The following is a 16,445-nucleotide window of genomic DNA, read 5'->3' on the forward strand; positions in this document are numbered from 1 at the left end:
GAGGGGAAATAAATGGTTAATGCAAATGAGCAACTTTCATTTGGTGATGAACAATCTGAAGCAGACAATGGTCCTGTTGTCTGCTTAGGTATGACTTTTGATAATGAAGATGAACGTCGTGAATATTTTCGGAATGAGTTAAGAAAGAAATTGCCAGAATTGAGGAATATAGAAGGGTTCCCGATTGGAGAAGATGAGGACATTATTGCCTTGTCTGATCCACCTTACTATACCGTATGTCCCAATCCTTGGATAAATAATTTTATCGGAGAATGGAAACACGAGCAAGGAGAAAAAAAGCAAGTTGACCATCCACTTGCAATTGATGTTAGTGAAGGTAAAAATGATCCAATTTATGTCGCACATAGTTATCATACAAAAGTTCCATATCGAGCGATTATGAGATATATGCTTAATTATACAAATCCAGGTGATATCGTATTCGATGGTTTTTCTGGAACCGGAATGACAGGTGTAGCGGCAGAGAAATGTCAAGATACGGAAATTGTCAAAGAATTAATGGGGGATGATTATACAGATGGCATGGTCGGAAAACGAAATGCCGTATTAGTTGATATTTCACCAGCAGCTACATTTATAGCACAGAACCATTCGAAAAAAACGAAATTGCCAGATACATACGATGTTCTGAAGAGGGTATTACATGATTTAAGAACAGAAATGGTATGGTTGGTTTCTACGCTTGGAACAACGATGGAAAAAGTACCAGGACAGCATGCAAAAAATATATTTTTAGAAGATAGGTCTCATTTTGGAGAGATCAACTATGTCATTTGGAGTGAAATTTATCAGTGTCCGTCATGTAATCAAGAGATCAATTATTGGGACGCAACTGTCGAGGAACAGGATGGAAAAGATGTTAACAAGGATCTTAGTTGCCCTCATTGTAGTGCTACTTTTTTAAAAAGAAACCTAGAGAAGATTTTAGTTACATATTTTGATCCTATTGCAAATGATCTAGTCGAAATTCCGAAGACTGTACCTGTACGAATTAATTATACATATAAAGGAAAAAGATATAACAAGAAACCTGATTGGTACGATTTCGAAGTCTTAAAATGGCTTGAAAATTACACTGAATATTCAAAGGTAAGGAAGAGCAAGTTTGTCGATGGGATTAAGACCAGTGAACCAATTAGGAATGGCTTAATCTATTTCCATCAAATGTATACTCGTAAAAATTTGAGTTTACTTGATAAGTTTTTGCAGCTAAGTGAAGGAACTGGTACGGAAATTGAAGCCCAATTCCTATTAGGAAGTGCAATCCCTCGATTGTCAAAATTTAATCGCTATATGCCACAGCATAATCGGCATGTTGGCCCTATGGCGAATACATTGTATCTTCCGCCATTATCTGCTGAAATTAATCCAATTTCGCAACTTGAGTTACAGTTAAATAAATTTTTAAATGCGTGGACGGAAAATCAGTATGCTGGCAATGTAATAACTACTCAGAGTAGCACGAGATTACCGATAGAGGATAATTCAATTGATTATATCTTTTTAGATCCTCCATTTGGTGCAAATATTATGTATTCTGAGCTGAATTTCATTAGGGAAGCATGGTTGAAAGTATTCACTAACAATAAAAAAGAAGCTATTGAAAACAAAGCTCAAGGGAAAACACTAGGTGATTATACGGATCTGATGAGTGAATCATTCAAGGAAGCCTATCGAATATTGAAACCAAATAGCTGGATAACGGTAGAATTCTCAAATACTTCAGCTAGTGTTTGGAATGCGATCCAATTTGTTATCCAAAATGCTGGATTTGTAATTGCAAGTGTCGATGCTCTTGATAAAAAACGAGGTGGTTTCCATGGCATTATTACAACCACAGGAGTGAAACAAGATTTAGTCATCTCTGCATATAAGCCTACTGATGAAAGTGTAATCCAGATGAAATCTGAAAGGAATACAGCGGATTCGGCATGGACCTTCATTAATCAACATTTGAATAAGTTACCTGTTTTTATAGGAGTCAAAGGTAATGCATCGGTAGTTGTGGAGAGAACCCCAAGAATTTTGTATGATAGAATGATTGCTTATCATGTCCTAACTGGATTACCTATTCCTATCAATGCATTAGATTTTCAAGAAGAACTTGCACAGCGGTACCCAATGCGTGATGGAATGGTATTCTTAGAATCTCAAGTGGCTGAGTATGATAAAAAAAGAATATTGGCAAAAGATTTTGCTCAACAATCTCTTTTTGTATCAGATGAAAATAGTGCAATTGAGTGGATCCGTCAGCAGTTAATGAAAAAGACACAAACTCGACAAGATATCCACCCAGACTTCATGAAAGAATTACAACATATTGCAAAGCACGAAGAAATACCTGAACTCGATGAATTACTAAATCAAAATTTCTTAAGATATGATGGGGATGGACCTGTTCCTAATCAAATTCTGACATATTTAAGAAGAACGTACAAAGATTTACGTGGTTTGGAGCCAACTGATCGTAAAGTAGTTGAAAAGGCTATACATCGTTGGTATGTCCCGGATCCAAATAAGCAGGCTGACTTGGAAAAACTTCGTGAAAAGGCATTATTGCGAGAATATGAAGGTTATTTACAAGAACTTGAAGGTAATAAAAAGAAATTAAAAACCTTTCGAACTGAAGCAATTCGTGCCGGTTTCAAAAAGGCTTATAGTGAAAAGGATTTTGAAAGCATTGTAAAAGTTGGTGAGCGAATCCCAGAGATCGTAATACAAGAAGACGATAAATTACTCATGTATTATGATAATGCATGTATACGTTTAGGATTATAGAAGGTGAAATAGATGCTCGGATGGCGTAAACAAATTATTGATAAAATTCAATTACAGCAAGCATCACTAATTTTAGTGTCAGATAAAGATAATTTATTGAACGATGAATTTGTCTTAAAAGAATTGCAATCACACGGGTTTGATACGGTTAGATTTGAAGATAGTATTACATTTCGTTATCTGTATGAGCAAAAGTATCGCACTAATCATTCTGAACGTAAATTAGTGATTTATGTGAATGAGGATGTTGTATTTCCATACGAATTTCAAAGAAAAGCATTGAACGTTAAGGTTAGTTTGCAAACTTTATTTCCTAAGTTCTCATTAAATATTATCCGACAAATGGATAGAGACGATCTTGATGCCTTGTATACTGTTCATCAACAGTATCAAGGCACTCCATCTGAGAGAGAAACATTAGAGTATATTATTAAATTCGTATATAAAATACCTTATGACACGATAGATAGTGAATCTGATTTATATAAGACTTTATTGTCAATACATTATCAATCAAAAGAGCTACCCAATGTAGTTCAGGAGTTTCTTTATCGAAAGTGGAAAAGTCTTCCAGCTTTTACGGGCTTGTCATTAAAAAAGATGATTCAATCACGAACTTTCTTTTATCATTATATAGGTCAAAGATGGGATAATTATGTCAGACAATACCTTCAAGTGAAAAAAGGACAAATTAATGATTCAACTGATGTATATGAAAGTAATCCGTTGGCTAATCATGATGTAAGAAGGTTAATGAATGATTTATTCCTTGAAGGGCAAATATCTAAGGTGAAAGAAGTATTAATACCAGATGCTATTCCTGATTGGATGCGAATAGGAATTGAAGAAGCATCTAATAAAGAGACAGTTGAGAATCAATTAAACTATTTACGTGATAAAATATTAGATTGTTTATCAAGTGCCAATCAATATAAAGATTGGTTCCATATAAATGGATTAATTGCAGAATTTAAGCTAGTTTCCATGAAAAGTGACATCAATAAGACTATAATTGAAAAAACAATGAAAGATGTAAACGAAAAATTCATGGGGTGGATCGTAAATCAGTACCATACATTGACCAGTTTGCCACCTTATCCAAAACCAAAACTTGTTCATCATCTTCCACATGTGATTAGTAAGGAAAGACAAGGTAATGAAAAAGTAGCGTTGTTAGTTCTTGATGGAATGAATTTTGTTCAATGGCGAGTGGTTCAGAAGTATTTGCAAGAGGAAGGTTTTTTATTTGAAGAACAACAAGTCTTTGCGTGGGTTCCAACTCTAACATCTGTGTCTCGTCAAGCAATCTTCTCAGGTAACGTTCCTTTAACCTTTAGCAATTCGATACAAACAACAACAGCGGAAGAAAGACTTTGGAAATCATTTTGGGAAAATCATGGTGTCCTAAAACAATATGTTACCTATCAGAAAGGTCTTGGAAACGAAGATTATGATAAACATACAATCCAGGGTCTAACTAGAAAGTCATCCAAGGTATATGGGGCAGTTATCGACGTGATTGATCAGTTAACACACCATGCAGTATTAGGAGAAAAGAGTATTTTTTCAAATCTTGCATTATGGTTAGAAACAAACTATCTTGTCAATTTTCTATCGGATTTAATAGATGTAGGATATTCCGTATACCTTACATCTGATCATGGAAACACCAATGCAACTGGAATTGGTCGCGTGTCAGAAGGTGTACTTGTTGAACAAAAAGGAGAGCGAGTACGAATATATAATGATATGACGTTTTATGAAGATGCTGCATCTAAACTATCCTTACAAAAATGGCCTAGTATTGGATTACCTGAAAATTATCATGTTTTACTTGCTGGATATGGCCAAGCTTTTGTCCCTAAAAATCAATCAATTGTAACACATGGTGGAATTAGTATAGAAGAAGTAATTGTTCCTTTTGTAAAGGTACTAAAGAATAAGGGAAGTGGATTGGGTGAGTAAACCAGTTGGATTTGATCAAAAGGTTTTGCTAAATCACCTGGATTATACAGCTAATCAAACTAAAAAGTATTCACGTAAAGAGATGTATACAATCTTGGACGGATATTTACGTGATGATATTACAGGTGCAAAATCAAGAAAGAATGCCATTACGATGTTGATGAAAATATGGTATCTAATTGATGCGGAATTGATACCAATTCGAGATGAAATTCTGGGTGAATTTAGCCAATTAACCAATGAAGAAAGGCTTTTTGTACATTGGGGTTTAACGATTGCAGCTTATCCCTTTTTTAAAGATGTTGCTAATGAATTTGGGCGTTTATTCCAATTACAAGATGAAGTTTCTAGTAAAGCAATTGGCAAGCGGATGAAAGAAGCGTACGGTGACCGCAGACGTGTTGAGGTTGCAACCAGTGCAGTGTTAATGAGCATGAAAGCTTGGAATGTTATTCAACCAGTAGGGAGACATAGCTATACAAAAGGCGAAAAGATTGTAATTACGAATCCACTAATCCAATCATTTCTTGTTCAGGTTATATTATTTGTTATGGAAAGTGATTCACTGCACGTTGATTTAATAGAGAATCATCAGTTATTTTTTCCATTCTACTGTGAATTAAATATCACAGAGTTACGGGAAAGAAAGATATTTTCTTTTCATCGCCAAGGGGTAAAAGAATTGGTAATTGAAAGAAATGCAATATAAAAACCTTATTCAATTGTAGAATAAGGTTTTTTTAGTAATGGGGGATGACATGTTTTATAAAGGTGATATTATATCAAGCACATACTTTCCAGAGGCTGTAGAAATCAAATATTGTGAGCATGTTGAAGATTTTTATATCTTGGAGGCAATTGGAAAAGATACAAATCAATATTATGAATTAATGATTGAACAAGAAAAAATAAAAGACTTCCAACAACTTAATAATAAAGAAAATGATTATATCCAGGCATCAGATGTACAAAAATATATTCAATATTTGCTTCTTCAAAATGAAATGAAGTTTTCTAAAACAAAAGCATTAGGTAATGAAAATCTATTACCACTGCCTCACCAAATAGAAGCAGTATATGGTAGAATGCTTCAAGTACCACAGACCCGATTTTTACTAGCGGATGATCCAGGTGCCGGTAAAACAATCATGGCAGGCATGCTTATGAAAGAGTTAAAGGCCCGACTTACCGTCGATCGTATTCTAATTCTTGTCCCTCCGCTTGTCCTAAAACAGTGGCAGGAAGAACTGAATCAGAAATTCGGTCTACATTTTCATATTATCAACCGGAATATTGTAAATGAATATGGAGGGAAAAACCCTTTTACGGAAAATTCATTCTGTTTGGCTTCGATGTATTGGGCTATACGTGATGATGTAAGAGCACTTATTCAAGAAGCTAGCTTTGATTTAGTCATTATTGATGAAGCGCATAAAATGTCTGCTTATACACAAGGAACTACTAAGAAAAAAGTATTTCGAACAAAGCTCTATCAGTTGGGAGAAGCAATATTAAGAAAATCGGAACATTGTCTGTTATTAACCGCAACACCACATAAAGGGGATACGGAAAATTTTAGGCATTTGATGAAATTAATTGATGAAGACGTCTTTTCGAGTAAAAGTATGAATGAGCGAATACAAGAAAAAGCTAATCCATTTATCATTAGACGTTTAAAGGAAAATCTCAACAATTTTGATGGAACACCATTATTTCCAAAACGCACATCAAAGACGATTCAATTTCAGCTAACAGATGATGAATTAGAATTATACGATGCAGTAACGGAATATGTAACTCATTACTTTAATCGAGCTATAAATAATGGTAGCCAAAGTACTGCGTTTGCCATGATGTTATTACAAAGAAGACTTAGTTCGTCTATTGAAGCAATCTATTTATCCTTACGAAGAAGGTATAACCGCTTAGTTAAATTGTATAAACAAACGGATAAGGAACGGACAAGGTACCTAAATAAAATCAAGAAGTTAGATACAGACAATTATTTAGAGGAGAGTAATGAGCAGCAAGAACAATTAAATGCTCAATTAGAACAATCGATAGATGTAGTTGATATTAAGGAATTGAAAAAAGAAATTCTTGTTTTACAGGGGTTAATTAAACAAGCAGAGCACATTAAACTATACACAGTAGAAAGAAAATACGAAGAGCTTGAGGAAACATTATTCGGAATCAATGGAATTCTTCAACATAACGAAAAAATTATTATCTTTACTGAATCAGTAGATACTTTGAATTACCTTGAAGGAAAACTATTAAAGCGGGTACCACAGGTTTCAAAAATTGTTGGTAGTTTCTCAATGGACAAGCGACGGCAACAAGTTGAGATGTTTCGTAATGAATGTCAAATAATGCTAGCAACGGATGCTGGTGGAGAGTCCATAAATTTACAATTCTGCAATCAAATGATCAATTACGATATACCGTGGAATCCAAATAAATTGGAACAACGAATGGGTAGAATTCATAGAATTGGTCAAAAAAATGAAGTGTTTATATTTAATTTAGTAGCTAAGAATACCCGTGAAGGTAGCGTAATGGTACGATTGCTTGAGAAAATGGAGAAAATGAGAACTGACTTAGGCTCTGACTTAGTTTATGATTTTATTGGTGAAATTTTAGAAGTTGAGTATGATAGCTTAGCAAACCTAATGGAAGAAGCCATATTAAATCGAGAAAAATTAGATGAAGTTATCGAAAAAATGGATAAGACTTTATCTGAAGAAAATAAAAAATTACTGAAGCTAGTTGAAGAAGAAAGAATGGTAGAAGATAAAATTGATTTATCTGAACTGAAGCGACAAAAAAATGATTGGTTAGTCGAAAGGATCCCTAAACGATCATACACTGATTTTACATCTTATATTTTAGAAAAGAAGCGAGTTCGTATTCATAAATCAAAAGATGAAAAAATAATGCGTATTGAGCGGTTACCTAAATTTATTCGTGAGCAAATGCCAGAACTGCAGGAAGAGCAAATACAGAGTTATCGGTTTACCAATTCTATTCTTGCAGTGTCAGAGGATGTTCCATTAATTACCGATATTCATCCGCTATTTCATATTGGTCTACAATTAATGAAGAAAGAATTAGAAGGTAAGTCGTGGCAACATTATAAATTAAATGCAAACATCCCTGAAAAACTCCATGTTGAGATATATGAAATTACTATCACTGATGGAACAGGAAAAGACTTAGATAAACACATTATTCATTTTGCTAAACGTGAATCTGGTGAAATAATCACTTTGAATTCCAATTGGATTTTTATTTATGAATTCATAAATCATGACTTTACAGTTCAAAGTGAGAACGTAAATAAATGCAGAAGTGAGATACTGAGGCATGCTATTTCAATTAGGCAAGAGGTATTGTCAAAAAGAGAAAAGCAGTTAAATAAAATGCATTCTTTCTTGGAAAAATCATTTAACCAGCAATATCGTGATACCTTGGGGAAATTGGAAATGTATCAACAGGAAAATATCGATAATAGAAACAGTGCGCTAATCAATCAAATGAATTCTAAATTAGTTGATTTAGATATGAAAAAGGAAGAGAGATTGGGCACAATAAATCGCCAAAAGAATGTGTCTATGAAGCCACCTAGAAAAGTACTATCATTGGAAGTAAATCCAATTGGGGAGAGTAAAAGAGTTATTGCCTCTGATTATTATGATGCTGTGGTCAATTATGAAAAAGAAAATGGTCGACTTAATGTAAAACAATACGATAATCTAGGACTAATTGACTTTTCGAGTGAAAGATTTAATGGGGAGGAACGGTATATAGTATTAACATCAGACCCTTTTTTCAAGTTGAGCGATAGGGACCTAGAGGATTTGAATGATATTTTGGATAAGTTGAATGTTTATGTAGTGAAAGATGGGGAAGTTTTGAATGAATTTACTGTGAAAGCTCCGTAATTGTTGGGAGTGACACAAAATACAAGGGGAGTTAAAATGTCAAATGTTAAGGCGCTAATTGTAGGAGTTAGTAATTATTATCTTTCTGGTGCTAATGATTTACCTTTTTGTATGAATGACATTACTATAATGAAGAATGCTTTACTTAATGGTTTGAAATTAGACTACTCCGATATAATAACGTGTGGGAACTTAGGTGAATTAACGAAAAATGACTTTGAAAAAGCTTTTTCAGAAATGGTCACGCGAGCAACAAATAAGGATGATACACTAATTTTTTATTTTTCAGGACATGGAACCACATTAAAGGATAACCAACACTACCTTGTTTTTAGTGATGGACTTTTAAGCACTCAAAAGATTATTAGAAACCTTAAAGATATTCCAATCAAGAGTAAGATCATTATATTAGATTGTTGCCACTCAGGGAACTTTTCTATTGATGGAACGTCGTCATTAAATATAGAAAAAACGGTCTCTGAGTTTCAAGGGGAAGGTTACGCAGTTTTAGCATCTAGTAAATCCGAAGAAGTCTCATTTGGACATCCAGATAAACCTACAAGTCTATTTACAAGCTTTTTATGTGATGCACTTCAGGATAGACTATTAATTAGAGATGGAAAAGTATCATTAAATGATATACAAAGACTAGTATCGTTATATTTGGATATATGGAATAAAAAAAGTACATATTTAAAACAACATCCAATTTTTAGGGCTAATATGGGTGGTACAATTTATTTTAAAGTACAAGAGTTTCAGCCATTCTATTCAAAAAATGTTTACCTTAAGTCAGATAAGTATATTATCTATAAAGTTAAACCACTTCATACTGGCCAAGCAAAGAGATACGCTACAGAAGTAATTTTAAAGGAGCCTTTTTCTTTTGAAGAGATTAATAAAATTTATAATGAAATAGTTAATGTGGTTAAGAATGTGGAGGTGTATAACAATAAGAAATCTAAAGACAAATGGACTGGCAAAATAGCTAATATTATTTGGGTTTACTTTGGTCGGGATGAAAATGATATGATAAGTAGTAATTTTATTTGTCATACTACTTGGGTGGATGACAAACAAGACAAAGCATGGTGGTATAAAGTTAATAACAGAAATACTTTTATATTAGATGGGACCCATTTTAATGTACATAGTTACTACGAGCATCTAAAGATTTTTAATCAGAATAATTTAGGAAACAAAAATGAGTTAATAATTAAAACTAAGGAAATTTTATCGCATTTAGTAACTTTGGCTGAGAATGTAATCAGTTTATTTAATGAGTATAAAAATGGTATACTAACCGAAGTTGAGCTTGTCAAACAAATGGAACCCTTTATTCAAGAAATAAATGAGTATTATATTAAAAGTCAGGATCTAGATATATCACCAATTGATATCAAACTTTGGAGTGAAGCATGCTCGATATTATTCGGAACAGTATTTGACTTTACACTATATTACAATAAGCAATACATGTCACAAAGAACTAGTGATAATAGAAAATTATGTATGGAGATAGCTATAAAACAGTATTATGCTGATTTAGAAAGTGTCGGGAATTTAGAACAGTTATTATAATTTATGATAATTATAAAGGGGAATTTAGAAGATAGATTTTCTCCCGTCACGTCCTGAATTTACTCATACAAATTATTTTACACAAATTTTACGCATCACTTGCACTAAACCTTTTAAACTCAATATCTATTAAGCTTTTTCGACCCCGACCACCGGTATCATAAAAGTCAGTAATGACAAGGCTCCTACTCATTTGAGTGGGAGTTTTTTTGTTATATACGGACACGATTTTTTACTGACAAGTCGTGTTCCATGAGACGTATTCCTGGTGGTGTTATACGGATCAGTACAATAGGTTTCGAGTTCCCAGCTCTCTATTGTTTTATACTCCTTTAAAAAGATTAGCTGTTATAATATGGAATAGAGGATACAATTCAAAAGAGATAAGAGGTAAATATAGAGAGATGGTTGATACAAAGCTTTTAAGCATAAAGGGAATGCCTCTAACTGATGAGCTTTTATTTGCTCATTAAAAGAAACAATAAAAATTGTATACTCCGAGTTACGTGATTGTAGAGTAGTACTAGATGCAGCAATCCAAGCACAAAATACACTATTAGATCTTGATTAAGTAAGCTGATTTTTAAACGAAGGGGAGGATAACCATGGATTTTGAAGTGTTAGTGCAAGAAAAAAGAGCTGAATTACTGGAGAATGTACATATTGGAATGATTTGCGGGGTAAATGAACAATTTGAAACCAAATATCAGGTAGGAGATACGGAACATTACACTTTTTTCCGTTCTGCTTCCAAGCCGATACAAGCTTTACCTGCATTTTTATCAGATATTATCACTAAATATGGTCTTACAGAGGAAGAGGCTACACTCTTAACAGCATCTCATCGTGGGGAAGAATACCATATTGCAGCCTTGGAATCGATGTTAAAGAAATTGCCTATTAAAGAGGAAGAATTGTTCTGTCCACCTTCCTATCCATTAAACTCAAATCCAAGAGATGCGATGTTAAGGAAAGGATTGGAGAAAAGAAGACTTTACCACAATTGCGCCGGCAAACATATGGGTTTTTTAACCGTTTGTCGTGAAATGGGTTTTCCAACGGAAGGATACTGGAAGATTCATCACCCACTCCAACAACAAATTCTAACTATCCTTTCCGAACTATCAAATATACCAATTTCAGATATAAAAGTAGGAACGGATGGATGCGGTGTCCCGGTTTTTGCTATTCCATTAAAAAACATGGCTATTACCTATCTAAAATTATCTTCTCCTGAATTAATCGACAATTCTGATCTGAAAAGAGCAGTTAAAAGGATGACTGGATTGATGAATAAACATCCAAGAATAGTTGCCTCCGAGAAGTTTATTTGTACAACTTTATTAGAAGACAGTAACATCGTAGCAAAAGGAGGAGCTCAAGGAGTTTATTGCTTTGGCTTAAAAAAGGAGAAACTAGGCTTTGCATTAAAAGTAGCCAACGGTTCAGAAGATGTTTGGCCAAATATCATCGCGTCCATTCTAGAACAAATCAATTATTCTAACAGTGATACCATTAATAGATTAAGAGAACTAAAACCAGCCATCATTAAAAATGATGGTGGAGTGGAAGTAGGGAGTATTAGAGAAGTATTTACATTGTCTCTTATTTAAATATGGTTGGTTTCTCTGGTGGTGTCCTATTGATTGATGAAGCGTATAGCATAACAGCGAATGATTATAGCGATAGTTATGGGAAGGAAAGTCTTACTGAGTTAACAAAAGCTCTCGAAGATTATCGTGATGACCTAGTTGTAATTGTAGCTGGATATCTTAATTTGATGGAGCAGTTCTTTCAATCCAATTTAGGATTAAAGTCGACTTTCAATACTTTTATTTATTTTAATGATTATTCAGTCGATGAATTTGTTCAAATATTCAATTACACTTGCTATCAAAATTACTATATTGCCGAAGAGCAAGCTATTGGAAAAGTCCGCGATTTGTTGCAAAAGAAATTATAAGAGCAAGATTATCACTTTTCAAATGGTCGTCTTGTTCGAAATCTGTTTGATGATATAAGGCTGAATCAGTTGAAGAGACTGTCGAAGTTGAAGGCATATTACTAAAGAATCGTTGATGTAAATTACTACAGAAGATGTTGCAAAAATGGTGATTAATTTTCATAGTGCATTTTAGAATTTAATTATTTTGTCTTGTGTAACATTTCCGCGAAAACAAGATTATTCGAGTTGCGTCGGGGACTTCAGCTAAACAATAGATAACAGACCAACAGACTGTTATAATAAAATTAACAAATTATAGAAGGAGTTTTGGAGTATGGGACATAAAAAATCGCCTAATGCGAGACCCATCATAAACATCACCATTCCAGATGATTTATTGGAAGAAGTAGAAAACTTCCGTTTTGCAGAAAGAAAAAGGAACCGTTCACAAGCCATATGCCAAATCCTTGAACTGGATTAAAAGCTTATTGGGAATAAAAAGCCATGCCGATTATGACGAAGAAAATTTAACAAGTATAGGAGAATACCATGACGCTAGAACAAAGATTGCTCCGACCCTTTACAAAAGCAAAATACCTCAGCGAAGAAAACTACAAACGATATACCGCCATTATCCACTATTTGTATCAACAACATGAAGTTTATTATGCACCTCCATCCTTGCCGATTACCATCTTAGAATTTATAAAAGAAAATGATGTATTAGGATTCTTCGGTGACTATGACCTATCCAAACTAGAAGCGGATTTAAATATGCTTGAGAGTTGGGGGAATGTCATTTCTCACCAGGATTCCGGAAACGTTAGCAGAATTGAAGACTTCAACCGTAGAAAGCTACGCTATCAATGTACACCTGAAACCATCGAGATTGAACGTATGCTTGAAAAGATGAATAGCCAAATCAATCGAGTAAAAGGGTCATTGGATTCAAATTTGGTAAATTCGTTATCCAACTTAATGATAGAGTTGGAAACCTACAAAGCAAAATCCTATTTTAAGAAAGAGGAAAGGAAAGAGCTTAACCTATTATGGAATCAAATTTTTGCCCAGTTTGATAATCTACGAAAAGATTCCTCCGACTACCTGGGAATTATCCATAGTAGAAACATCGATGACGCTATGCAAAACAAAGAAATCAGCGCATTTCGACTGAAATTCACGGAGTATTTAACTGGTTTTATTATCACCCTTCAAAAAAACGTGCATATTATCGAGTTTTCTATCAAGGAAATTGATAAAGACCTGATTCATCGTGTCATTACCGAGCTGATATTGGAGCATAAAGATAAACCCTCACTCGGAGAGCCAATAACCGATAAGGAATATCTGGAAATCTATATGAACCAATGGAATGCCATGAAGAAGTGGTTTAAATATGACGAATACAATGAACGGTTTGTTGATTATCTATTAAAACAAAAATCAATTATTATTAAGAAGTCAAAAAATGCTACCATGGAAAATATTTGTGAAATTTTAAAAAATATTAACCCCGATCTTAATAAATTGTTTAAATCAGAGATAAACAAGAATAAGCAAGGCCAAAAAATAATATCGGCACTTAAGTCTTTAAACAACCTAAGACATTCATTTGCCCATGGAATACTTTCAGAAAAGGTTTACCTTTCTGATATTGAAAAATACTTCACTCAAGCAGTTAAAATGATTATTATTCTTGATAGTGTTATACAATTATTTAGTGAAGAGCAAAATACTACTACACAACAAGTTGGATAATATTTATAATGAAAAGAAGACAAGCAACTGGAACTATTCAGCAGCTTGTCTTTATTTATATGGATAAAAAAACATATTACAAAATTAATGCGCTTTATAATTCTCTTAATGTCTCCTTAAAACCTAGCCTTTCGTCCTCCTGTAAGTTTACTAGAGTAATAACCTCTTTGCCTAACTTGATAAAACTATTACTACCTGACTACCGAATTTTGAAAAGTGTATTCTTTCTCTTACTGCGTCATCATCTACATAGCCAATTTTTTTGTTGAAATACGGAAAAAAAAGCTACTGCTTATTTAACTGATTGAAATTATATTTATACTCAATCACTGGTATTAAATCGATAAGTAATTTAATTTGTAAAGTGTTTATAACAGCACTCTGCTTTTTCTTTTTTCTAAAAATATTTTAAATTGTATGGTAAAATATTCATATTATTATAGAACTGATTTCGGAGGTCCATAAATGATCGTCTACGAAGCTAACAAACATGAATTTCTTGAACATGTTGATAAAGATGTTCTTGTTTCCCATATACTAACACAATTTGAATTGAAACTAGGACGTACAAGTGAGTCGGAAATTCGGTCTTGGGATAATTCAATGTTGCATATGTACCGTGTTTTAAATGATCCTTCAATTCCCAATGACGCTGGGGTTGCAATTGAATATAAGATTCCATATACATCAAAAAGAGTGGACTTTCTTTTATCTGGACATGATGGTGAGAAAGATTCTGTGGTTATTGTCGAATTGAAACAATGGTCAGAAGTACAAAAGGTTGAGGGGAAAGAAGCCATTATTAAAACGGCTTTAAATCGTGGTTTGCATGAAGTAACCCATCCTTCATACCAAGCGTGGTCCTATGCTGCACTAATCGAAGATTACAATGAAAATGTGCAAAAGCAATTCATCCAATTAAAACCATGTGCGTATTTACATAATTATCGAATCCGAGATAATGATCCATTAACAGATGAATATTATGATTATTATCTTAACCTAGCCCCTGTATATGCCAAGGGTGAAGTGGAGAAGCTACGAAATTTTATAAAGAAATATATAAAATTTGGAGATCAGAAAGAAATTTTATATCAAATTGAACAAGGGAGAATTCGACCTTCAAAATCACTTCAGGACTCATTATCAAATATGCTAAAGGGTAATCAAGAGTTTGTGATGATTGATGAGCAAAAGGTGTTTTATGAAACGGCACTCCAGATAGCAAAAAGGGCAATTAAAACGGATACAAAGCAAGTCATGATAATTGAAGGCGGACCAGGCACGGGGAAAACCGTATTGGCTATCAACTTATTAGTTGCATTGACAAATAAAACAATGACATGTCAATACGTCACAAAAAATTCAGCTCCACGAAATGTCTACTCTACGAAGTTGAAAGGTGACTTTAGAAAAACAAGAATTGATAATTTATTCAAAGGATCTGGAAGCTATACAGAATCGGAAAAAGATGAACTGGATGTATTGATTGTTGATGAGGCACATAGGTTAAATGAGAAATCCGGGATGTTTCAAAACCTAGGGGAGAACCAGGTAAAGGAAATAATCCATACTGCTAGAATGTCTATATTTTTTATTGATGAAAATCAGCGAGTAACTTTGAAGGATATTGGTAGTGTTGAGATAATTAGGGAATACGCTAAAGAATATGGAGCAGAAGTTACATCGGGTGTTTTAGCTTCACAGTTTAGATGTGATGGCTCAGATGGGTATATTGCCTGGCTCGATGATGTATTGCAAATCCGTGAAACAGCAAATGCAAATGATATGGGATTAGATTACGATTTCAAAGTGTTTTCTAGTCCAAATGAAATGAAAACAGAAATTGAAGAGAAAAATAAAATCAAAAACAAATCTAGAATTGTTTCCGGATATTGCTGGGAGTGGCCAAAGGACAACCGGACGAATTCGAACTTTCATGATATTAAAATTGAAGAGCATGACTTTGGGATCAGCTGGAACTTAGATAGCTCTACAACATGGGCTATTGATAAAAATTCTGTACATGAAGCCGGATGTATCCACACCTGCCAAGGATTAGAGTTTGATTATGTTGGAGTTATTATTGGGGATGATTTGCGATACGAAAATGGACAAGTTATTACTGACTATACAAAGCGAGCAAAAACGGATCAATCACTCAAGGGGATTAAAAAAATGCTTAAAGAATCACCTGAAGAAGCTCTAGAGATAGCAGATAAAATTATTCGTAACACGTATCGCACATTGATGACCAGGGGACAAAAAGGCTGTTATATATACTGTACAGATAAGAAATTGGAACAATACTTTAGATCTCGGTTAATGCGTGAAAGCCTGTATAGTGAAAGTGCATATGGAAATATGGAGGCTGCGGAGGATAAAGAAAGTTATTAATAAATAGTATAGGGTTTCCAAAGACTTGGGGTATAAATGGGAGAAAAACTTATATA

Annotated in this window: 11 protein-coding genes; all 11 read left to right on the forward strand. The window is 33.8% G+C overall.

Features of this window, described 5'->3' with window-relative positions:
• Positions 1 to 12: 12 nt before the first annotated feature.
• The 11 genes from NYE52_RS04295 to NYE52_RS04345 all read left to right on the forward strand — a co-directional run bounded on the left by NYE52_RS04295 (position 13) and on the right by NYE52_RS04345 (position 16,389).
• Positions 13 to 2,799 (forward strand): DNA methyltransferase, encoded by a 2,787-nt coding sequence (locus NYE52_RS04295; protein ID WP_341191921.1) that lies wholly within the window; start codon positions 13 to 15, stop codon positions 2,797 to 2,799.
• 12 nt (positions 2,800 to 2,811) lie between these two features.
• The gene (gene pglZ, locus NYE52_RS04300; RefSeq protein ID WP_341191922.1) at positions 2,812 to 4,764 is read left to right on the forward strand and encodes a BREX-3 system phosphatase PglZ; all 1,953 of its coding nucleotides are present in this window, start codon (positions 2,812 to 2,814) and stop codon (positions 4,762 to 4,764) included.
• Positions 4,757 to 5,473 carry a hypothetical protein gene (locus tag NYE52_RS04305; protein ID WP_341191923.1) on the forward strand — a complete coding sequence of 239 codons (717 nt, stop codon included), beginning with the start codon at positions 4,757 to 4,759 and terminating at the stop codon, positions 5,471 to 5,473. The genes pglZ and NYE52_RS04305 overlap by 8 nt, the downstream gene beginning before the upstream one ends.
• A 49-nt stretch (positions 5,474 to 5,522) precedes the next feature.
• On the forward strand, positions 5,523 to 8,708 hold the full coding sequence (locus NYE52_RS04310) for a DEAD/DEAH box helicase (protein ID WP_341191924.1): 3,186 nt from the start codon (positions 5,523 to 5,525) through the stop codon (positions 8,706 to 8,708).
• A gap of 36 nt (positions 8,709 to 8,744) precedes the next feature.
• Positions 8,745 to 10,289 (forward strand): caspase family protein, encoded by a 1,545-nt coding sequence (locus tag NYE52_RS04315; RefSeq protein WP_341191925.1) that lies wholly within the window; start codon positions 8,745 to 8,747, stop codon positions 10,287 to 10,289.
• 605 nt (positions 10,290 to 10,894) lie between these two features.
• Positions 10,895 to 11,902, forward strand: a complete 1,008-nt coding sequence (locus NYE52_RS04320; RefSeq protein WP_341191926.1) for an asparaginase — start codon at positions 10,895 to 10,897, stop codon at positions 11,900 to 11,902.
• Between the two features lie 29 nt (positions 11,903 to 11,931).
• Complete coding sequence (locus tag NYE52_RS04325; protein ID WP_341191927.1) at positions 11,932 to 12,252, forward strand: hypothetical protein; 321 nt, start codon at positions 11,932 to 11,934, stop codon at positions 12,250 to 12,252.
• 42 nt (positions 12,253 to 12,294) lie between these two features.
• On the forward strand, positions 12,295 to 12,357 hold the full coding sequence (locus tag NYE52_RS04330) for a hypothetical protein (RefSeq protein ID WP_341195109.1): 63 nt from the start codon (positions 12,295 to 12,297) through the stop codon (positions 12,355 to 12,357).
• Positions 12,358 to 12,568: 211 nt separating this feature from the next.
• Positions 12,569 to 12,715: a hypothetical protein gene (locus tag NYE52_RS04335; RefSeq protein WP_341191928.1), complete on the forward strand. Its 147-nt coding sequence runs from the start codon at positions 12,569 to 12,571 to the stop codon at positions 12,713 to 12,715.
• Positions 12,716 to 12,783: 68 nt separating this feature from the next.
• Positions 12,784 to 13,992, forward strand: a complete 1,209-nt coding sequence (locus NYE52_RS04340) for a DUF2397 family protein (RefSeq protein WP_341191929.1) — start codon at positions 12,784 to 12,786, stop codon at positions 13,990 to 13,992.
• A 465-nt stretch (positions 13,993 to 14,457) separates the two neighbouring features.
• Positions 14,458 to 16,389: a DUF2075 domain-containing protein gene (locus NYE52_RS04345; RefSeq protein WP_341191930.1), complete on the forward strand. Its 1,932-nt coding sequence runs from the start codon at positions 14,458 to 14,460 to the stop codon at positions 16,387 to 16,389.
• Positions 16,390 to 16,445: the final 56 nt, after the last annotated feature.

It is taken from the genome of Niallia sp. FSL W8-0635, from assembly GCF_038007965.1.
Classification (GTDB): domain Bacteria; phylum Bacillota; class Bacilli; order Bacillales; family Cytobacillaceae; genus Niallia.